The following is an 18601-nucleotide window of genomic DNA, read 5'->3' on the forward strand; positions in this document are numbered from 1 at the left end:
AGCGAGGAGTATCCGATGCGTGACCTGCTGCGCCATCCGCTCAGCCTGTCGGGCGCGGGCGTGGTTCTTCTGAGCGCCGCCTCCATCGCCATCCTGTTCGTGATCGAGGTGATCACCGGAAGGTCCAACCCCTATATCGGCGTGTTCATTTACATGATCTATCCAGCGCTTCTGTTGCTCGGAATGGTGATGATCCCGGTCGGCGCCGCGCTGCAGCGCCGGCGCCGCGCCCGCGGGGAGGGGCTGCCGCCTTATCCTGTGATCAATCTCAACGACGCCCGGACCCGCGGCGCGCTGTTCTTCATCGTCGTTTCAGGGCTGTTCCTGATGGGGTTCATCTCCACGTTGGCCTATCAGGCCTATCACTTCACCGACTCGGTCGTCTTCTGCGGCGAGCTTTGCCACTCGGTCATGGAGCCGGAGTACACCGCCTATCAGGCCTCGCCCCATGCCCGCGTGACCTGTGCGGAGTGCCACGTCGGACCGGGGGCCGGCTGGTACGTCCGCTCCAAGCTCGCCGGTGCCTACCAGATCTACTCGGTGCTGTTCGAAAAATACCCGAGACCCATCCCCACGCCCGTCCACAGCCTCCGCCCCGCTCAGGAGACCTGCGAGCAGTGCCACTGGCCGGAGAAGTTTTTCGGCGCGCAACTGAAGGTCATCACCCGGTTCGCGCACGACGAAAAGAACAGCGCGCGGCAGATCCGCACCTTGCTGCGGACCGGCGGCGGCAGCCCGACGACCGGTATCACGGCGGGAATCCACTGGCACATGAACATTGCCAACGAGGTCTTCTACGGCGCCGCGGACCGGCAGCGGCAAAGGATCCCCTGGGTACGGATCAAGGACACTCAGGGCAGAGTGACCGAGTATTTCGACCGCACGGCGCCGCTCACGCCGGAGCAAGCCAAAAAGCTCGAGATCCGCAGGATGGACTGCATGGACTGCCACAACCGTCCGAGCCATATCTTCCGCGACCCGGACGGCGCGGTGGATCTGGCGCTGCTGACAGGCTTGATCGACGGGGAGCTCCCCTTCATCAAGCGAGAAGCCGTGCGCGCTTTGAGCGCGGCTTACCCGAGCAAGGAAAAAGCCCGGGAAGGGATCGCGACGGCGCTGGACCGCTTTTATCTCACGAGTTATCCGAAGCTCTACCCGGCGAAGCGCGAATCGATCAAAAAGGCGATCGCGGAGGTGCAAAAGATCTATCTGACGAACATTTTTCCCGAAATGAAGGTCGACTGGCGGACCCACCCGGACAACATCGGGCACACGCTGTTTCCGGGCTGTTTTCGGTGTCACGATGGCAAGCACGTGAGCCCCGAGGGAAAGGTGATCCGCAACGAGTGCTCTCTGTGCCACACGATCATCGGCCAGGAAGCGCGCGCGGTCGCCTCGCCCGAAGTCGAGATGGCCGAAAAGTTCGAGCATCCCTGGCCGCTCGCGGGAAAGCACGCCGAGCTGAGGTGCAACCAGTGTCACTTCCGGGGACGCGGACTGGAGGGCGACTGCGCTTCGTGCCACGAAGCCAGGGCCGAGCTGCACCAGCGACCCGCCCATGGCGCGGTGCCTTGCGAGACCTGTCACGGCGCCAGGCTGGCCGCGGCGGAGCGGAGCACGTGTCTCGGCTGCCACCAGGACAAGTCGGCACATCACGATCCCCTGACCTGCCAGACCTGCCACGCCTTTCGCGCGACGGCCAAGGTGGCTCCGGCAAAGCCGGCCGGCGCTTTGCCCGCTCCAGGGAAAAACGGTTGACGTAGAGTGAAGGAAACGAGCTCGGAAATCGTCAAACCAAGGGAAGATGCGAGGCAGAAACCGCGGAAAGGAGAATCGAGGATGAAAACGAAAGCAATGGCAATCGCGCTCGGAATGGGAATCGCCGTCGGCTGGGCCGTGCCGGCGCTGGCGGCCGACGCCGGCGGGGGCAAGGCCCTGTTCGAGAAATCCTGCGCCAGCTGTCATGGCAAAGACGGCAAAGGCAACCCGGCCATGGCCAAGGTCCTGGGGGAGAAAGGGCTCAACATCACGACCAAGGAGACCAAGCAAAAGTCCGACAAGGAGCTGACGAAGATCATCATCGAGGGCTCCGGCAAGATGCCCGCGACCAAGGGGCTGAGCGAAAAAGATGTCAAAGAGGTCCTAAGCCACGTCCGCTCGCTCGCAAAGTAGGCTTTTTTGCGCGGGCCGGGCGGTTGCTTCCGTTCGAGCAATTGCCGCCCGGTCCGCGCTGTTTCCCGCTCTTTTTGTTTCGAACCCGCTCCCGCGATCGGCGATTTTCGGGCTTCCTAGCGGCCGGTTCCGGGATGAAAGCCGCGTCTGCGCTGTAACTCCAGCCACAGCGAAAGCGCTACGTAGTAGACCGGAAACGACAGCGAGGCCAGCACCAAAGGTCGGGGCGGTCTCGGGAGCAGATAGACGATCGAGACGGCTGAAAGGACCCAGAGGGTGCCGAACGCATTGGTTAGGAAGGAATAGCAGGGGGTCCGGCTGGGGTAGACATAGCGGATGGGGACGAACACCAGCAGCGCGAACCCGAGCACGGCGAAGCCGTTGACCCATGTGGGCGTTGCCAGCACGAACTGATAAAAGGCCACGATGTTCCAGTACGAGGGGAAACCGAGAAAGAAGTGGTCGGCCGTTTTCGCTTCCTTGTGGGCAAACCCGTATCCGCTGGCGACGAGCGGGACCGCAGCCAGCCAGAGGGCGTCGCGCGGCGGGAGCAGCTCCGCCTTGAGCATGAAAAGCGCCGGCACGAGCACGTAATTCAGATAGTCGACGATGTCGTCCAGACGGGCGCCGTCGAACCACGGAATCAGCTCCTTTACCCGGGCGCCCCGAGCCAGCACGCCGTCGGTGGCGTCGATCGCAAGCGCCAGGAACATCAGCCAGAGAACCGCCTGAAACTTGAGCTGCTCGAGGTAGAGGATGGAGAGCAGAGCGATGACGGCGCCCGAGGCGGTGTAGAGGTGCACCAGCCAGGCGAGAGCAACGCGGCCCATTCAGGGGTTCAGGTAACGGAGGCGGCGAAGCTGGGACGCGCTTTCAAGCGCGCTATCCATGCGAGGGTATTGGTGTTTTTAGGATCGACCTGAATCTGGAGCCGCTCCAGCGCGTCGATGTTGGGCATGAACGCTATGTCCGCCAGGCTGAAAGCGCCTACCAGATATTCGCGGCCCTGGAGCTGGGCTTCGATCCGCTCGAAACACTTTGCGATATCGGCTTTCGCCTGCTCGATCACCCGGGCGTCGCGCTCGGCTTCCGGCTTGCGTATCTCGCGAATGAGCTGGACGCAGTAGGGATTGAAATAGCTGTCCCTCAGATCTTCGAACATTCGGGCCCGGGCTCTCCCTTCCGAGTCCTTCGGCAACAGGGGCGGATAGGGGTATTCGTCCTCGAGATATTCGTTGATGATCGTCGAGTCGTAGACAATGAAGCCTTCGTCGTCCAGGGCGGGAACCTGGCCGAAGGGGTGGATCTTCAAATATTCCGGGCTCTTCTGCTCGCGCTTCGTCAGATCGATGTTGATGCGCTCGAACTCCAGGCCCTTCTCGATCAGCGCGATCCGCACCTTGCGCGAGTTGCTTGAGAGGGGAAAGGTGTAAAGTTTGATCATGATGGCGGCCTCCGCAAAATTGGCCACATCTTAACACAAGCGATGCGCCGCCGCTAACAGTTCTCGGTAATTTTCGCCGGCTGCGAGAGCTCCCGGGATCACGTGCGCTCGCGCAGGACCGCTTTCAGGGCCAGGGGCCGGTTCCCGCGGAGCACTACGATCTCGACCTCGTCGCCGGCGCTCCGCCCTGCGAGTTGCGCCGCCAGGTCCTCGACGGACTCTATTTTCGCTCCGGCAAACCGCACGATCACGTCCCCGGCGCGCAGACCGGCGGCGGCGGCCGGGCTCCCGGGAGAGACGGCCGCGAGCCTGACGCCCGGGGCGTCGTCTCCGTAGGCCGGGACGCCGCCCAGATAGACGTCGGTCCGGGACGCCGGTGCGTTGCCGGACCCCGGGCGCGCCGCCGGCAAGCTCGCGAAAACCGGCCGCTCGGGCCGGACCGCCAGCGTCGAGGCGGTCGAGACCACGAGGCCCGTTAGGCGCTCCATGCCGGCGAAATCGAGCTTGTCCCAGGTATCGCCCGGCCGGTGATAGTCGGCATGAACTCCGGTCGTGAAGTGGACCACGGGGACGTGGCCGTTGTAGAACCATAGATGGTCGCTTCGGCCGACGCCGTCGCGCTCGTTGAGATCCAGCCCCAACCGGCGGGCAACCTTCCACACCGCATCGCGCAGCTGCGCCGACGAGCGGGCTCCGTACGCGGTGAGGCGGCCGTCGCGCAGGCGGCCGACCATGTCGAGGTTGATCATCGCGACCGTCGAGGACAGAGGCATCGGAGGGTTCTCCGCGTAGCGCCGCGACCCGTGAAGGCCCAGCTCCTCCCCGGAAAAAGCCACGAAAACGATCGTCCGCGGAAGTCGCGGCGCCGTCCCGGCCAAACGTCGCGCCGCCTCCAGGAGAACCGCCGTTCCCGAGGCGTTGTCGTCGGCGCCATGGTGGATTTGTCCCCGGGCGCCGGCATCTCGCGTGCCGTAGCGACCGGTGCCGATGTGGTCGTAATGGGCTCCGATCACGATCGCCTCGTCCTTCATCCGGTCGCTGGCGCCGGGCAGGATGCCGATCACGTTTTCGGCCGGAGCGCGAATTTCTTGCAGTGCCGCCGCAATGGAAGCGGTCAGGCCGAGGGAAAGCGAGGCCGGTTTCCCTTCGCGGTCGATCCGCTCCTTCAGGGCCCGGAGCGAGATCCCCCGCCGCCGAAGCCAGGGTTCGATCGCGGCGGCCCTGACCTGGACCGCCACGGTCCCGGAGGCCCCCCGCCCCGGCATTCCGGGAACCGGGAATCCCTCCAGGGCGTCGGCGGAACGGCTCAAGTCGACCAGGATCACCCCGGTCGCCCCGTGCTCGCGCGCGTTGGCGACCTTGGCGCGCAGAGCCGCGTGCGGGGAGTAGCGCGGCGAGCCGGGGAACGGGTGTCCCGCGGGCTCGTAGCGCAGGACGATGGCGATCTTGCCTCTTGCGTCCAGGCCCTCGTAGTCATCGTAGCCGTACTCTTTTGCAGTGATGCCGTATCCCGCGAAAACCAGCTCGCCGTTGACGTGGCCCGAAGCGGAAAACGGCAGCGGAAACCAGTCGTCGTCGAGCCGAAGGCTCGCCTCGCCGATTCGCAGGAAGGCCGGTTCTTTGACCGCGACTCCGGCGCCGACCTCGAACCTCTGGAAGTAAGTCCCGTGATCGCCGCCGGGGAGGAGCCCGAAACGGGCGAAGCTCGCCGCGATGTAGTCGCGCGCCAGCTCGATACCGGGGGTTCCCACCGCGCGGCCGGCAAGTCGGTCGGACGCCAGATAGCGGACGTGCGCCTCGAGAACCTCGGCGGGAGCGGGTCGTGCCGCACCGGGCGCCCGGCCGGAAAACGCGGCAACGAGGATCATAGCCGCTGCGAGAGCGGAAACCGCCGGCCGCCGCAGAAAAGGACCCGTTCGATTCGGCATGCGGCTCAACGTAACAGATGCCCCCGCTCTTTTGAAGCCGGGTTTGCGTCCATGCTAGTATGATCGGCAGCAACTCGTTCAGGAGGTAAGCGCATGGCTAAGAGCGTGATCGTCTACACACAGCCGGGTTGAGGCCCGTGCCACAAAGAGAAGGAGTTTCTTTCTCAAAAGGGCGTGGAATTCATCGATAAGAACGTCCGGGCCGACCCGGAGGCCTTGAAGGAGTTGCTGGCGATGGGCTATCGAAGCACACCCGTGACTCTAATCGACGGCCAAGCGGTGGTCGGATTCGATCAAGCGAAGATCGAGGAGCTCCTGGGACTGTAGCGCATGGAATCCGATGTCCGGCATCCCGATGTCCCGGGTCCAGCGTCCGGGGTCTGTCGTCACAACCCTGGACCTCGAACCCGGGACGCCGGACGGAACGAGGAGAAAGCACCATGGAGCTGCTGAACACGACCGGTTATCATCGCCGGCCGGCCCATCTGGTTGCCGAATACAAAGGATTTTTCGCGCGCGAAAATCTACAGGTGGCCTTTCATGAGGCTACTTATGCGCCCGACCACAACCGCGGAATGGCGGAAGGGCGCTGGGATTTCACGCTGAGCAGCGCCGACACGATGATCGCGCGCACGACCACGGACGGAGTCGACTACCTGCTCTTCATGCAGGCCGAGAAAGGGCTGAGCGCTTATCTCGTGGCTCAGCCCGAGATTCGCTCCATCGAGCAGCTGCGGGGCAAGCTGCTCGCGGGCGACCCCGGAGACTCCAACCTCGACCTGATCCGCAAGAAGATTCTTTCGGTTCACGGCGTGGCGGAAAGCGAGTACCGGGTGGAGATCATCGGCAGCTCGCCGAAACGTTTCGAGGCTTTTTCCCGCGGGCGTGTCGCCGCGGCCATGCTGACGCCGCCTCATTCGGAAGCCGCTCTGCGGGCGGGAGCGGTGCTGCTCGCTTCGGCGGAAGATTACGTTCCGCGGTGGCCGCTGACCTGCGGATGGGCGCTGCGGCGCTGGCTCCTGGAGCACCGTTCCCTCGTCGTGCGGTTCATCCGCGCGTGGGCGTCGGCGACGGACTGGCTGCTCGCTCCGGAAAACCGCGAGGAGACAATCGAGCTGATCATGGAAAAAGAAAAGCTCGGCCGCGCGAGCGCCGAGCAGGCCTATGGCAAGGTGGTGCCCAAGGCGCGGATCGATCCGGAGGGGCTCGCGGCGGTGCTGGAGCTCAGAAAGGAAATGGGAGTCTACAAGCCGCCCTACGACCCGCCGCAGCGCTTTTACGACTCGAGCTACTGGTCGGAAGCGACCGGGCTTGCGCCTGTCTAGCCGAGCAGCGAACGCAGCAGCAAGCCGACCAGGCTGAGCACGATCGAGCCGAAAAACGCCGACCAGAAACCCGCGACCGAGAAACCCGGCACGAGCGCCGCGGCGAGCTGCAGCATCAAGGCGTTGATCACCAGCAGGAATATCCCGAACGTGAGGAGACTGAGCGGAAGCGTGAGTATCTTGAGCGCCAGCCCGAGGGTCGCATTGACCAGGCCGATCACGATCGGGGCGATCAACGCCGCGGCCCAGCCGCTCAACCGGATGCCGGGAAAGAGGTAGGCGACGATCATCAGGCTCGCCGCGCTGATCAGCCAGTGAAGGATTAGGGCGGACATCGCAACCCACGCGACCGATACCACGACGCGGTCGACTCCGGCAAGCCCGCCCGCTTGCGAGCGGTCTCGACCGGTGTAAAATGACCGGGGTCGAAGGAAAGGAGGTACGAAGCCATGTCCAGGGGAGAACTCGAGTCCATCGCTCAGGCCCTGGTCGCCGCCGGCAAGGGCATCCTCGCCGCCGACGAGAGCCTGGGCACGATCAAGAGACGGTTCGACAGCATCAAGATCGAGTCCAACGAGAACACCCGCCGCGCGTATCGGGAGATGCTTTTTACCACGAAGGGCATCGAGGAGGCGATCAGCGGAGTGATCCTCTTCGACGAGACGCTGCGCCAGTCGGCGAGCGACGGCACGCCGTTTCCCCAGCTGCTCGCGCGCAAGGGCGTCATTCCCGGGATCAAGGTCGACAAGGGAACCGTCGACCTGCCGGGCTTCCCGGGAGAGGTCGTCACCGAAGGGCTGGACGGTCTTCGCGCCCGGATCAAGGAATACCGCGAGCTGGGGGCGAAATTCGCGAAGTGGCGCGCCGTGATCAGCATCGGCGACGGCATACCCACGGCCGCCTGTCTGCAGGCCAACGCCCACGCGCTCGGTCGCTACGCGGCGCTGTGCCAGGAAGGCGGGCTCGTGCCGATCGTCGAGCCCGAGGTGCTCCTCGACGGCTCGCACACGGTGGAGCGATGCCAGGAGGTGACGGAAGCGACACTGAAAGCGACTTTCGCCGAGCTGTTCGAGCAGCGGGTGGTTCTCGAAGGGATGATTCTCAAGCCGAGCATGGTGGTTTCGGGCAAGGATTGCCCGAAGCAGGCCGGAGTGGAAGAGGTGGCGGAGCGAACGATTCGGTGCCTCAGGCGAACGGTGCCCGCGGCCGTCCCCGGCGTCGCTTTCCTCTCCGGCGGCCAGAGCGCCGAGCGCGCAACCGAGCATCTCAACGCCATGAACGCCATGGGCCCGCACCCCTGGCAGGTAAGCTTTTCTTACGCCCGCGCCTTGCAGGACCCGGCGCTGAAAGCGTGGAAGGGCGAGCCGGCCAACGTTCCCGCGGCACAGAGGATTTTCTACCACCGCGCCAAGTGCAACAGCGCGGCGCGAAGCGGGACGTATTCCAAGCAGATGGAAGCTCAAGCGGCGTGAGGGCCGGGCACCTGCGCCGTCAATAAAGCGGCTGTCCTTCCCCCGGGAGGAAGGACAGCCGAACCGGCTCGGGTCCGCTTCAGGTGCTCGTTCCCGGCGCGCTCAGTTTCTTCTGCCGCATCGCCTGGATCAAGCCCTCGTAGGACGATCTGGCCAGCACGCGGCTGAACTGCGAGCGGTAGTTGTTCACGAGGCTGATGTTTTCGATCACGACGTCGGAGACCTTCCAGTCACCGCCTACTTCATGCAACCGGTAGTCGAGGGATAGCTCCTCGCCCTTGGGATTGACGATCCTGGTCTTCACCTCGGCGAATCCGCTCTCCTGCCGCTCGGAGACGAACCGGACCTTCTCGCCGCTGTAGGATTCGATCCGGTCCAGGTAAGCGCTCTCGAGGAGGTCGCTGAAGAGCCTGACGAATTCTTTCTGCTCGTCGGGGGTTCGCTTCTGCCACTGAGGTCCGAGCGAGCGCTTGGCCATCTCGGTGAAGTCGAACCGCTCGTAAACGATCTGCCGCAGCTTTTCCCGCCGGCGCTGGTTTTGCGCTTCCCCTTTGAGCGACGGGTCCGCGAGGACGGCGAGAATCTTGTCGATCGATTGCCTGAGCCGATCCGCGGCGCTGCCAGCCGTTGCGGAAGCCGGCCGCACGAGGATTACGGCGATCATTAAAAGCCGGAGAATCGATCTGTTCGGTGTCATAACGCTCTTTCTTCCTCCCTTCGAAGGTCCGCGCCGCCAGAGCAGCGCGGTCACGGCCGGACGACGCAACGCTCATGCCACCGACGGCGACATTCATGAAGCGCGCGGAAGCCGAAGGCTTTTACGGCCGTGCGGAAACGTCCAGAAAGTCGGCCTGTAGGAATTCGCCGACACTCCGGCCGAAGTAGGCCGAACACGGACAATCCGGACGGCCTCAGGGCGGCGGCGAAATGGCTTTGACTTGATCCACGCCTTTGCGTATTGTCAACCGGAGCATATCCGGGAAGGAGGAGCTCCCCATGGAATACGACCTGCTCGTGCGGCGCGGCCGGATCGTCGACGGTTCAGGACTGCCTTCCTTCGTGGCCGATCTCGGTGTCAGGGACGGGAAGATCGTCGAGATCGGGCGTCTGACGGGCGCCGCGGCCAGGACCATCGACGCTGAAGGTCTCGCGGTAGCGCCGGGCTTCATCGATCATCACACGCATCTCGACGCCCAGATGCTATGGGACCCCTACGGGACCTGCGAGCCGCAGCATGGGATCACCACCGTCATCATGGGAAACTGCGGCCTCACGCTGGCCCCGGTGAGCGCGGGGGGTGAGGACGCGCTGGTCAAGAGCTTCGTGCGCGTGGAGGCGATCCCGCGGTTCGCGCTGGAGCAGGGAGTGAAGTGGGCGTGGCGCAGCTACGGCGACTATCTCGACAATTTCGAAGGCAAGGTCGGGATCAACGTCGGCGGGCTGGTGGGCCATATCGCCCTCCGGCACGACGTCATGGGCGAAGAGGCGGTGGAGCGCGCCGCGACGCCGAAAGAAGTTCAGCGGATGCGGGCGGCGGTGCTCGAGGCGATGCAGGGCGGCGCGCTCGGGATCTCCACGAACCGTAACGAACGGCACATGCGCGAGGATGGCAAGCCCGTGGCCAGCCGGCTGGCGGACGACGAGGAGCTGTTCGCGCTCTGCGACGTGCTGGCCGAGCACAACGCCGGCGTGATCGAGACGATCCTGGGGCGGAACAAAATCGAGCATTTCCAGTTCTACCATCAGCTCGCGCGCCGGACGCAGAGACCGATTCTGTGGCAAAGCCTGCAGCACCGCTGGGCCGAGCCGAACCTCTGGCGCGAGCAGCTCGACGCGGTGGAAGGGATCTTTCGCGACGGCTACCAGGCCTACGGCCTGTCGCACACGGTTCCGCTGGTGCGCCATTTCGACCTGAAGAACTGTCAGGTCTTCGACGAGTTTCCGACCTGGAAAAGCCTGATGTTCCTCCCCGTGGAGGTCCGCAAGCAGGCGCTGCGTGATCCGGAGACCCGCGCGAAGCTGCGGGCCGATCTCGCCGATCCGCGCCCGACGAATTTCCACCGTCGCTGGGACATTCTCCGGGTCGAGAAGACCGCCCGGCCCGAAAACCGCGGCTACAACGGAAGAACCATCGCCGAGGTGGCGGCGATGCGCGGGCAGGACCCTCTCGACGCGTTCCTCGATCTCTCGCTGGAAGAGGATCTTTCCACCGTGTTCTGGAACGCGAACAACGGCGGCGACCCCCGTGCGATGGGCGAGATCTTGCGCAGCCCCTACGTCCTGGTAGGAACCTCGGATGCGGGCGCCCACGTGCAGTTCGGCGCGGATTTCGGGTACGGTACCACCCTGCTCGGCCTCTGGGTGCGCGAGCGGCAGATCATGAGCCTGGAGCAGGCGGTCTACAAGCTGACGTTCCACGTAGCCTCGATTTTCGGGCTCGGCAGGAGAGGGCTGCTGCGGCCGGGATACGCGGCCGATCTCGCGATCTTCGATCCCGAAACGGTCGGTGCGGACGAGCCCGAGTGGGCGAACGACTATCCCGCGAATTCGAAACGTCTCATTCAACGCTCGCGGGGTGTCCACTACACGATCGTCAACGGCAGGGTCATCCACGAAGAAGGACGGATGACCGGGGAGCTTCCGGGGCACGTGCTCCGGGGAGCGCTCTACCGCGAGCAAAGGGCGGCCGCCTGAGCCATGGGGGTCGCCTACGTTCCGGTGGCCCGCGCCGGCGAGCTGGCCGTCGGCGCGATGAAGGAGGTGGATCTCGGAGGCCGGGCCGTCGTGATCGCGCGCACCGCCAGCCGCTACTTCGCGTTCGCCAGGGAATGCCCGCACGAAGGTGCGGATCTGAAAAACGGAGGAGAGCTGCTGGAAGGCGAGAAGCTCAGATGCAACAATCACGGCTACTGCTTCGACCTCAACTCCGGAGACTGCCTGGTGCCGCAGGGCGGTCCGCCGCTGACGGTGCTGGCCGTCGAGGAGCGCGGGGAGGAGGTCTGCATTCGCCTGGAATGGTAGCGGGAGGCTCGTTGGCGGAGCCGGCATGCGGCGCGGGTGCTTCGGGATGAGGACAAACCGGATCGTCCGGCTCCCGGCGGCGGCCCGGCTTCTCTGTCTTCTCTTCCTGTTGCCGGCGCTCGCCGGGGCCCAGGCCCCCGCGAGCTCCGGGAAGAGTTTTCTCTGGGAGGTGCGCTCGGACCGCAGCCGCGTTTTCCTGCTGGGCTCGATCCATTTCCTCAGGGGGGAAGACTACCCGCTGCAGCAGACGATCGAGGAAAGCTTCGCGCGCGCGAAGAAGGTCGTGCTGGAGATCGAACTCGACGGCGCGGCTCCCGAGAGGATCCAGCAGCTCACGCTGGAAAAGGGGCTCTTCCGGAACGGCAAGACTCTCCGGCAGAGCGTCGCCCCGGAAACCTACGAGCTGGCGCGTAGCCGGGCGAAGGAGCTGGGCGTCGATGTGGAAACGCTGGAGCCGTTCAAACCGTGGGTGGTGGCTTTGACCCTTGCCAGCTTGAAGCTCAAGAAGCTCGGTTACGACCCGAGCCTGGGCGTCGACCGCTACCTGGCGCGGCGGGCGAAGGAAGCGAACAAACCGCTTGCGGGGCTGGAGACGGCCGAGTTCCAGATTGCCCTGTTCGACGGGTTTTCCGCGCGCGAACAGGAGCAGATGCTGCTGCAGACGCTGAGGGAAATGGACCTGCTCGACAAAAGCGTGGAGCGGATCGTACAATCGTGGCGTACCGGAGACGCCGCGGCGCTGGCGGACCTCATGCTGGCGAGCATGCGGCAGTACCCCGAGGTGCATCGTAAGCTCATCGAGGACCGCAACCGGCGGTGGGTACCGCAGATCGAGCGGCTGCTGGCGGAGGGAGACGATGCTCTCGTCGTCGTCGGGGCGGCTCATCTCGTCGGCGAGGCCGGCGTGCTGGAGCTGTTGAGGGCTCGGGGCTACCGGGTGGAGCAAAAGTGACGGACGACGGCTGGAAATCCCGCAAGACCATTCGGGTGGCGGACTGGATGAGCGAGCAGGTGCTCGCGGTCGAGGTTTTCGACAGCCTCAACACCGCGCGCCAGCTGATGGCGAAGCACCGCATCAACCAGCTGCCGGTGCTCGACAATGACCGGCTGGTCGGCATCGTCACCGACCGGGATATCCGGGACGCCTACCCGACCAGCATGCTCATCGGGCGGGCGCGGGAGATCGATCGGTTCGCGGAAAGGTACACGGTCGAGGAGGTCATGACCCACAACATTCTCACCGTCCAGCCGGAGACGCCGCTGCTGACCGCGGTCGAGCTGCTGCGGCGCCACCGCATCGGCTCGCTCCCGGTGGTCAAGGCCGGAAAGCTCGTGGGAATCATCACCCGCAGCGATATCCTCGATTTCGTCCTGAGCGGCGGGTCGGTCCGGGATCGCAGCCGGCAGCGGGCTGCGCCACGCAAGTCCTCAAAGCGCGAGCCCCACCGATGACGCCGCGGCTCGCAACCCGGAACCATGGCTTCGTTCGACATCGTGAGTCGCGTCGATCTCCAGGAGGTCGACAACGCCGTGAACATCACCCGTAAGGCGATTCTCGCACGCTACGACTTCCGCCAGTCCAGGACCGAGGTCCTCCTCGACAAGAAAGAAAAGAAAATCCGGATCGCTACCGAGGACGACATGAAGTTGAGGGCGGTCCGGGAGACCCTGGTGGAAAATCTGGTCCGGCGCAAGGTCGACCGCCGATGCCTGGATCCGAAGCCGGCTCGCGCGGCCGGGGGCGGGATGATCCAGCAAGAAATCGACATCAGGGAAGGCATCGACGACGAGACCGCCCGGGCGATCGTCAAGATGATCAAGGAACAAAAGCTCAAGGTGCAGGCGGCGATTCAGGGAAACCAGGTGCGCGTGAGCGGCAAGAACATCGACGATCTCCAGGCGATCATCCGGCTTTTGCGGGGCGCCGGTCTGCCGGTACCCCTGCAATTCGTCAATCTGCAGCGCTAGCGGGAGCGTCGTGCGCCGCGGCGCAAGAGAGGCGAGCATGGAGAAGATACGGAAATCCGAGGAGGAGTGGCGCAAGCAATTGACGCCCGAGCAGTTCGAGGTCACCCGCAGGAAAGGGACGGAGAGGGCCTTTACCGGCGCTTACTGGAACTGCCACGCAAAGGGGATTTACCGCTGCATCTGCTGCGGCAACGAGCTTTTCAGCTCGGAGACGAAGTTCGATTCGGGCACCGGGTGGCCGAGCTTCTGGGCCCCCGTCGCCGAAGAGAACGTCAAAACGGAAGAGGACAACAGCCTGTTCATGCGCCGGATCGAGGTTCTGTGCAGCCGGTGCGACGCGCACCTAGGACACGTGTTTCCCGATGGGCCGGCGCCGACGCGGCTTCGCTACTGCATCAACTCGGCCGCTCTGAAGCTCGAGACCCGCGAGTAGCGGAAGGGGGAACGCACGGCGTGGACGGAACGGCTTTTCAAGACCAGGGCTCGGTGCGTCACTGCTACGGCTGCGGGGCCGACAATCCGAAAGGTCTGCACGTCAAGAGCTATTGGGACGGCGACGAAGCGGTCGCCACGTGGCAGCCCCAGCCGCATCATTGCGGCGGCTCCAGGGACGTGCTTTACGGCGGGATCGTCGCGTCGCTGATCGATTGCCACAGCTTGAATCTCGCCATTGCGGCGGCGTACCGTGCGGAAGGCCGGCCGATCGGGAGCGCGCCCCGCATCGGCTACGTCACGGCGAGCATGAGCGTTTCGTATCTCAGGCCCGCGCCGGTGGACCGGCCGGTGGAGCTTCGCGCCCGCATCGAGCGATGGGAAGGGCGAAAGGTCTGGGTGAGCTGCACGCTGTCGGCGGGAGGCACGCTGCGTGCGACGGGGCAGGTCCTCGGAGTGCGGGTGACGTGGGAGTAAAGGTTCGGGCGGTCGGACCATGGCAATGATCGACGCTCCAGAACCAATCGGGTCGCGATGGAATACACCACGCTCGGACGGACCGGGTTGTGCGTGAGCGTCGCGGGGCTCGGCTGCGGCGGCCCGAGCCGGCTCGGTCTGCGCGACAGCCGCGAGTCCGAGGCGGCCGCGGTGGCGCTGGTCCGACTGGCGATCGATCTCGGCGTCAACTTTCTCGATACCGCGCAATCCTACGGGACGGAGCCGGTAGTGGGAAAAGCGATCGCCGGCCTGCCGCGCGAGCGGCTCGTGATATCGACGAAGAAAACGGTCCCGGCCCGGGACCACCCGGATCCCGGAGCGGAGCTCCGCAGGGGGCTGGAGCGGAGCCTGAGGGATCTTCGGACGGACTACGTCGACGTCTATCATCTGCACGGCCTCGAGCCGCGCGACTACCCTTTCGCCAGGGAAAGACTTCTGCCGGTGATGAGCCGGCTTCGGGACGAAGGAAAGATCCGTTTCATCGGCGTGACGGAGGCGTTCGTGCCCGATCCTTCGCATGCGATGCTTCGCGAAAGCCTTCCCGACGATCCGTGGGACGTCGTCATGGTCGGCTTCAACCTCTTGAATCCCTCGGCGCGAAAGACGGTTCTCCCGCTGGCCCGGAAAAACAAGACCGGAGTGCTGGGGATGTTCGCGGTGCGCCGGGCGCTCAGCCGGCCCGAGCGCTTGCGCGCTCTGCGGGAGGAGCTGCTGCGGAGGAACGCTGCAGCGGCGGCGGCGCTGGAGGCCGCCGAGCCGCTTGGATTCGTGCTCCGCGAGAGCGGCGCGTCCACGCTGCCGGAGGCGGCCTACCGTTTTTGCAGGCACGAGCCGGGCATCGACGTCGTGCTCACGGGGACGGGAAACCCCGATCATCTCCGCGACAACATCGAGGCCCTGCTCAAGCCACCCTTGCCGGACGGAGTCCTCCGCCGGCTCGAAGAAATGTTCGGCGACATCGACTGGTTGACGGGTAATTGATTCCCGGAGCCGAAAACCCTTCTGCGGGAAACCGAAAACTGAATAACCGGCGGCGGGCGGCCGTTCATGCGGGATTCCCGCGGTCGGGACTGATGCGGAACGAAGGACAACCCCACCGCAGCGAAGACGACGGGTCGGCACTTCCGGGGCAAGTATCGGTCGGGATACTTCGATCAAAGCCGCCGCCCGGCGACGACCTTGAGCGCCTCGAAGCACAGCGGCCTTGAAATTTCGCGTTCTTGCATCTTCCTGGTCGGGGTGGTGCCCTCGCTCTGTCGCGGTCCGCTGCGGAAACCCGGCGCAAAAGTCGGGCGTGAAAAAGAACGGAAGTCGGGATCGGAGCGAACGCGAGGCGTGGAACGTTGGACGCCGGACGGAAAACGGGTTTCAGCTCGCCGCCTGGAACAGTTTCGAGTATTGCTCCCAGGACGCCGGGGCGACACGTGCGGTCCTCAGATTTTCCTCGACGTGCGCGACCTGCTTCATGCCGACCAGCGCGGTGGTCACGCCGGGGGTGGAGCGCACGAACTGCAGCGAGCGCTGCGCGTCGGATTCCAGTCCCTCAAAGGTCTCTGCGATCAGCCCCGGCAGGTTGCGCGCGAGCTGGCCCTGAAGGATCGACGCGCTGGCCATGACCGTGATCCCCAGACGTTCCGCCGCCTCGAGCAGCGTCATCGCCGCGCCGCCCACGTTCTGGTTGGCGAGCGACAGGGCCTCGGTCATTCCCAGATTCACGGGAAGCTGGATGAACTTGAAGCGGTGCTCCCGCCCGCCCGCTTTCGCCGCCAGCTCGACAACCTCGCTCAACGAGAGATAATCCTTCGCCGAAGGGGGATTGCGATAGCCGTTCCACGTGGCCGTTCCGTAGTGGCGGATCTTGCCGGCGGCCGCCGCCTCTTCGAGCGTCTCGAAGGCGCGCGTCAACCGGGCCCTGAACTCGTCCGGAGAAACCCGTCCGAGCTGAATTTCGGGATTGTGGAGGTAGTAAACGTCGATGCAGTCGAGGGCGAGGTTGCGCAGACTGCATTCGAGCTGGTGGCGGAGGTACTTCGGGGTCATGCAATGACAGCTGCCGACGACGTCGGCGAGCGAGGCGATGCCGGTCTTGACGAACGCTTCCTCGAAATAGAGGCGCGGATCCTCCGGCGGCGCCCCGTCGTAGGGAATGAATCCGCCCTTGGTCGCGATCACGATCTCCTCGCGCCGGTATCCTCTGGCCGACAGCTCCTTCAGCGCTTCCCCGACGCTCCGTTCGCTGCGCTGGCACCGGTAGTTCGCCGCGGTGTCGATGACGTTGCAGCCGAGCTCGACGGCGGCGATCAGCGCGGCCCGGTACTTCCGATCGGTGGCGTCGTCCGGGTTGCCGAGATAAGTGCCGATGCCGATCGACGAAAGCCACAGATCCTGCGAAAGGCGGAAGTGACCGTCGGGGATCGCGCCGGCGAACCGGCGGCGGTAGTTTTCGGTGCCCGCGCGGGTGGCGCAACCGGACAGGCTCATCGCGGCCCCCTGGAACCGCGGGAGAGAAGCCCGTCGATTCCGAGCGTCCGGCCCGCGTTCGAAAGAAAGATCACCACGAGCGCGACAATGAACGTCTGTTGCTGGGCCAGGGTCACGCCCCCCCGCGCCATCCCCGGCCCGAGCACGTAGTTCGCCAGCAGGAAAAGCCCGGAGAGCGCGGTCAACCGCGTCAGGACTCCGAGAAAAAGACAGGCGCCGACGAGGATCTCGCCTCCCATCACGAGATACCCGAAGAGCTCACGGTGCGGGACGACGTACTGGAGCAGGAAGGACTTGTACCAGGGATAGAGATCCAGAGCGGGGATATCTCCGATCTGCCGTCCGATCCAGTCGCCGTGGGGAAAATCCCGCTGGAATTTGCGGATTCCCTGGTAGAAAAAGTAGTAACCGATGTAGAGGCGCAGCAGCGCCACATGCCAGAGGTAGGTTTTTTCTCTCAGATTCATCCCGCCGCACCCCTCCCCTTACGCCGCGAGCGACGAACCCCCGATCCGCGGTGAGCCCGGCCGGTCCTGCGGCGACGCGCCGACCGTCTAGAACTGGTCCTTGAGCTTGCGGACCTGCGCGAACACCGAGACCGGATTCATGGCGAGCCCGGGATGATCGCGCCTGAGGGTCTCTTTGAGCTCTTTGCTGTCCCACCGCAGGAACGGGTTGGTCTCCTTCTCTTCACCGATGGTCGAAGGAACCGTCGGGGCGCCGCGCGAGCGCAGTCCCTGGACGCGCTCGTACTTGGCGGCGAGCTTGTAGTTCCTGGGTTCCAGCGTGAGCGCGAACCGCAGATTGGTTTCCGTATACTCGTGGCCGCAATAGACCTTCGTGTCGTCCGGCAGGGCTGCCAGCTTGCTGAGCGACGCCTGCATCTGCTCCGGCGTGCCTTCGAAGAGACGGCCGCAGCCTGCGACGAAAAGCGTATCACCGCAGAACAACGCGCCGCCGAACAGGTAAGCCACGTGGCCCGTGGTGTGGCCGGGTATGAAGAGGACCTTGCCTTCCAGCTCACCGATCCTGACGGAGTCGCCTTCCCGAAGGCCGCGGGTGAGGCCGGGTATGCGCCCGCGGTCGCTTTCGTGGGCGTAAACCTCCAGGCCGTTCCCGTTCAGGAGCCCTTCGTTGCCGCCGGTATGATCGCGATGGTGGTGGGTGTTGAGGATCGCCACCAGCCGGGTCTGCTCCCGCTCCGCGCGCTCGAGCACCGGCTCCGCTTCCGATGGATCGACGACGGCGGCCTGGTTGGTCTTCGGGCAGATGATCAGATAACCGTAGTTGTCCCGCAGGAGAGGAATCTGTACGATCTTCATCGAAGTGGGCTCGCCTGGCCGTGCATTCAGGTTGAAGTTAATAAATTTCGCCTCGTTCTTCAACAAAAATTCCCGCGGGTTCCCCCGTCGGGAGCCCTCGGGCCGACTCTTGCCGGAATGCCACCGCCTCGCCTATATTTGGCGCCGTGATTCGCGCCGGAGCGGGGAGCTCTTCGAGTCGCAATACCTTGCAGGCCGCCGAGCAGGCGTGCGGCGAGGCCATGGCCCGCGCTCAGGTGGACCGGGCCGATCTGGTCGTGGCCTTTTTCACCGTCGATCACCTCGCGGACAAGGAGCGACTGGTCGGGACTCTCAAGCGATTCTCGGGCACCGACCGGATCATCGGCTCGAGCGCCGCCGGCGTCTTGACGGCGGGCGGGGAGATCGAGGGAGAGCCCGGCCTGGCGGTTCTCGCGCTTCGCTCGGACGAAATCCACGGAAAGGTCTTTCTCTTCCATCCCCTGCGCGGCCGCGACGATTCGGTGGGCGCCGACATCGGCAGGCAAATGCGCGGCACGGCGGGGCCGCGCCGCCTCTC

At 64.9% G+C, this 18601-nt stretch carries 21 protein-coding genes and 1 pseudogene; 14 read left to right on the forward strand and 8 right to left on the reverse strand.

Going from position 1 to position 18601, the window contains the following annotated elements; translation table 11 throughout:
• Positions 1-15: 15 nt before the first annotated feature.
• Entirely contained in the window at positions 16-1758 is a 1743-nt protein-coding gene (locus VNN77_14715) for a NapC/NirT family cytochrome c (protein ID HXG52646.1), read from the forward strand.
• Between the two features lie 81 nt (positions 1759-1839).
• A complete protein-coding gene (locus tag VNN77_14720; GenBank protein ID HXG52647.1) occupies positions 1840-2172 on the forward strand; it encodes a c-type cytochrome in 333 nt (110 codons plus the stop codon).
• 116 nt (positions 2173-2288) lie between these two features.
• On the opposite strand, the gene VNN77_14725 is transcribed toward VNN77_14720, so the two are convergent.
• From VNN77_14725 to VNN77_14735, 3 genes are all read right to left on the reverse strand, one after another.
• Complete coding sequence (locus tag VNN77_14725; protein ID HXG52648.1) at positions 2289-3002, reverse strand: CDP-diacylglycerol O-phosphatidyltransferase; 714 nt, start codon at positions 3000-3002, stop codon at positions 2289-2291.
• An 8-nt stretch (positions 3003-3010) separates the two neighbouring features.
• Entirely contained in the window at positions 3011-3616 is a 606-nt protein-coding gene (locus VNN77_14730; protein ID HXG52649.1) for a glutathione S-transferase family protein, read from the reverse strand.
• Positions 3617-3714: 98 nt separating this feature from the next.
• On the reverse strand, positions 3715-5484 hold the full coding sequence (locus VNN77_14735) for a M20/M25/M40 family metallo-hydrolase (GenBank protein HXG52650.1): 1770 nt from the start codon (positions 5482-5484) through the stop codon (positions 3715-3717).
• 207 nt (positions 5485-5691) lie between these two features.
• Here VNN77_14735 and VNN77_14740 point away from each other — a divergent pair.
• Positions 5692-5871, forward strand: a pseudogene (locus VNN77_14740) (glutaredoxin family protein).
• A gap of 113 nt (positions 5872-5984) precedes the next feature.
• Positions 5985-6869: an ABC transporter substrate-binding protein gene (locus tag VNN77_14745; protein ID HXG52651.1), complete on the forward strand. Its 885-nt coding sequence runs from the start codon at positions 5985-5987 to the stop codon at positions 6867-6869.
• Here VNN77_14745 and VNN77_14750 read toward each other — a convergent pair.
• Positions 6866-7204, reverse strand: a complete 339-nt coding sequence (locus VNN77_14750) for a phage holin family protein (protein ID HXG52652.1) — start codon at positions 7202-7204, stop codon at positions 6866-6868. The genes VNN77_14745 and VNN77_14750 overlap by 4 nt on opposite strands.
• Positions 7205-7318: 114 nt before the next feature.
• Between VNN77_14750 and VNN77_14755 the strand changes: the two genes are divergently transcribed.
• Positions 7319-8341, forward strand: a complete 1023-nt coding sequence (locus tag VNN77_14755; protein ID HXG52653.1) for a class I fructose-bisphosphate aldolase — start codon at positions 7319-7321, stop codon at positions 8339-8341.
• Positions 8342-8420: 79 nt separating this feature from the next.
• On the opposite strand, the gene VNN77_14760 is transcribed toward VNN77_14755, so the two are convergent.
• A complete protein-coding gene (locus VNN77_14760) occupies positions 8421-9038 on the reverse strand; it encodes an ABC transporter substrate-binding protein (protein HXG52654.1) in 618 nt (205 codons plus the stop codon).
• Positions 9039-9337: 299 nt separating this feature from the next.
• Here VNN77_14760 and VNN77_14765 point away from each other — a divergent pair, with 299 nt between their 5' ends.
• From VNN77_14765 to VNN77_14800, 8 genes are read left to right on the forward strand one after another with little or no spacing between them, the layout of a single operon-like run.
• The gene (locus tag VNN77_14765; protein HXG52655.1) at positions 9338-11035 is read left to right on the forward strand and encodes an amidohydrolase family protein; all 1698 of its coding nucleotides are present in this window, start codon (positions 9338-9340) and stop codon (positions 11033-11035) included.
• A gap of 3 nt (positions 11036-11038) precedes the next feature.
• Entirely contained in the window at positions 11039-11362 is a 324-nt protein-coding gene (locus VNN77_14770; protein HXG52656.1) for a Rieske 2Fe-2S domain-containing protein, read from the forward strand.
• Between the two features lie 46 nt (positions 11363-11408).
• A complete protein-coding gene (locus tag VNN77_14775) occupies positions 11409-12314 on the forward strand; it encodes a TraB/GumN family protein (GenBank protein ID HXG52657.1) in 906 nt (301 codons plus the stop codon).
• Positions 12311-12814 (forward strand): CBS domain-containing protein, encoded by a 504-nt coding sequence (locus tag VNN77_14780; protein ID HXG52658.1) that lies wholly within the window; start codon positions 12311-12313, stop codon positions 12812-12814. Before VNN77_14775 ends, VNN77_14780 begins: the two co-directional genes overlap by 4 nt.
• A 24-nt stretch (positions 12815-12838) precedes the next feature.
• Complete coding sequence (locus tag VNN77_14785; protein HXG52659.1) at positions 12839-13330, forward strand: YajQ family cyclic di-GMP-binding protein; 492 nt, start codon at positions 12839-12841, stop codon at positions 13328-13330.
• Between the two features lie 37 nt (positions 13331-13367).
• Positions 13368-13763, forward strand: a complete 396-nt coding sequence (gene msrB / locus VNN77_14790; protein HXG52660.1) for a peptide-methionine (R)-S-oxide reductase MsrB — start codon at positions 13368-13370, stop codon at positions 13761-13763.
• 20 nt (positions 13764-13783) lie between these two features.
• Complete coding sequence (locus tag VNN77_14795; GenBank protein HXG52661.1) at positions 13784-14239, forward strand: PaaI family thioesterase; 456 nt, start codon at positions 13784-13786, stop codon at positions 14237-14239.
• Between the two features lie 57 nt (positions 14240-14296).
• A complete protein-coding gene (locus tag VNN77_14800) occupies positions 14297-15241 on the forward strand; it encodes an aldo/keto reductase (GenBank protein HXG52662.1) in 945 nt (314 codons plus the stop codon).
• Between the two features lie 387 nt (positions 15242-15628).
• On the opposite strand, the gene VNN77_14805 is transcribed toward VNN77_14800, so the two are convergent.
• From VNN77_14805 to gloB, 3 genes are all read right to left on the reverse strand, one after another.
• The gene (locus VNN77_14805) at positions 15629-16741 is read right to left on the reverse strand and encodes an aldo/keto reductase (protein HXG52663.1); all 1113 of its coding nucleotides are present in this window, start codon (positions 16739-16741) and stop codon (positions 15629-15631) included.
• Positions 16738-17208: a DoxX family protein gene (locus tag VNN77_14810; GenBank protein HXG52664.1), complete on the reverse strand. Its 471-nt coding sequence runs from the start codon at positions 17206-17208 to the stop codon at positions 16738-16740. Before VNN77_14810 ends, VNN77_14805 begins: the two co-directional genes overlap by 4 nt.
• A gap of 87 nt (positions 17209-17295) precedes the next feature.
• Entirely contained in the window at positions 17296-18063 is a 768-nt protein-coding gene (gene gloB / locus VNN77_14815) for a hydroxyacylglutathione hydrolase (GenBank protein HXG52665.1), read from the reverse strand.
• Between the two features lie 221 nt (positions 18064-18284).
• Between gloB and VNN77_14820 the strand changes: the two genes are divergently transcribed.
• The coding region (locus VNN77_14820; GenBank protein HXG52666.1) for an FIST N-terminal domain-containing protein at positions 18285-18601 on the forward strand (317 nt) is incomplete at its 3' end.

It is taken from the genome of Candidatus Zixiibacteriota bacterium, assembly GCA_035574315.1.
Lineage (GTDB): Bacteria > Desulfobacterota > Binatia > UBA9968 > UBA9968 > DATLYW01.

Coding starts and splice junctions, on each gene's coding strand:
- VNN77_14765 (HXG52655.1), top strand. CDS start 9,338: ATGGAATACGACCTGCTCGTGCGGCGCGGCCGGATCGTCGACGGTTCA.
- VNN77_14775 (HXG52657.1), top strand. CDS start 11,409: ATGAGGACAAACCGGATCGTCCGGCTCCCGGCGGCGGCCCGGCTTCTC.
- VNN77_14715 (HXG52646.1), top strand. CDS start 16: ATGCGTGACCTGCTGCGCCATCCGCTCAGCCTGTCGGGCGCGGGCGTG.
- VNN77_14750 (HXG52652.1), bottom strand. CDS start 7,204: ATGTCCGCCCTAATCCTTCACTGGCTGATCAGCGCGGCGAGCCTGATG.
- VNN77_14800 (HXG52662.1), top strand. CDS start 14,297: ATGGAATACACCACGCTCGGACGGACCGGGTTGTGCGTGAGCGTCGCG.
- VNN77_14725 (HXG52648.1), bottom strand. CDS start 3,002: ATGGGCCGCGTTGCTCTCGCCTGGCTGGTGCACCTCTACACCGCCTCG.
- VNN77_14735 (HXG52650.1), bottom strand. CDS start 5,484: ATGATCCTCGTTGCCGCGTTTTCCGGCCGGGCGCCCGGTGCGGCACGA.
- VNN77_14755 (HXG52653.1), top strand. CDS start 7,319: ATGTCCAGGGGAGAACTCGAGTCCATCGCTCAGGCCCTGGTCGCCGCC.
- gloB (HXG52665.1), bottom strand. CDS start 18,063: ATGAAGATCGTACAGATTCCTCTCCTGCGGGACAACTACGGTTATCTG.
- VNN77_14730 (HXG52649.1), bottom strand. CDS start 3,616: ATGATCAAACTTTACACCTTTCCCCTCTCAAGCAACTCGCGCAAGGTG.
- msrB (HXG52660.1), top strand. CDS start 13,368: ATGGAGAAGATACGGAAATCCGAGGAGGAGTGGCGCAAGCAATTGACG.
- VNN77_14805 (HXG52663.1), bottom strand. CDS start 16,741: ATGAGCCTGTCCGGTTGCGCCACCCGCGCGGGCACCGAAAACTACCGC.
- VNN77_14720 (HXG52647.1), top strand. CDS start 1,840: ATGAAAACGAAAGCAATGGCAATCGCGCTCGGAATGGGAATCGCCGTC.
- VNN77_14745 (HXG52651.1), top strand. CDS start 5,985: ATGGAGCTGCTGAACACGACCGGTTATCATCGCCGGCCGGCCCATCTG.
- VNN77_14770 (HXG52656.1), top strand. CDS start 11,039: ATGGGGGTCGCCTACGTTCCGGTGGCCCGCGCCGGCGAGCTGGCCGTC.
- VNN77_14810 (HXG52664.1), bottom strand. CDS start 17,208: ATGAATCTGAGAGAAAAAACCTACCTCTGGCATGTGGCGCTGCTGCGC.
- VNN77_14760 (HXG52654.1), bottom strand. CDS start 9,038: ATGACACCGAACAGATCGATTCTCCGGCTTTTAATGATCGCCGTAATC.
- VNN77_14785 (HXG52659.1), top strand. CDS start 12,839: ATGGCTTCGTTCGACATCGTGAGTCGCGTCGATCTCCAGGAGGTCGAC.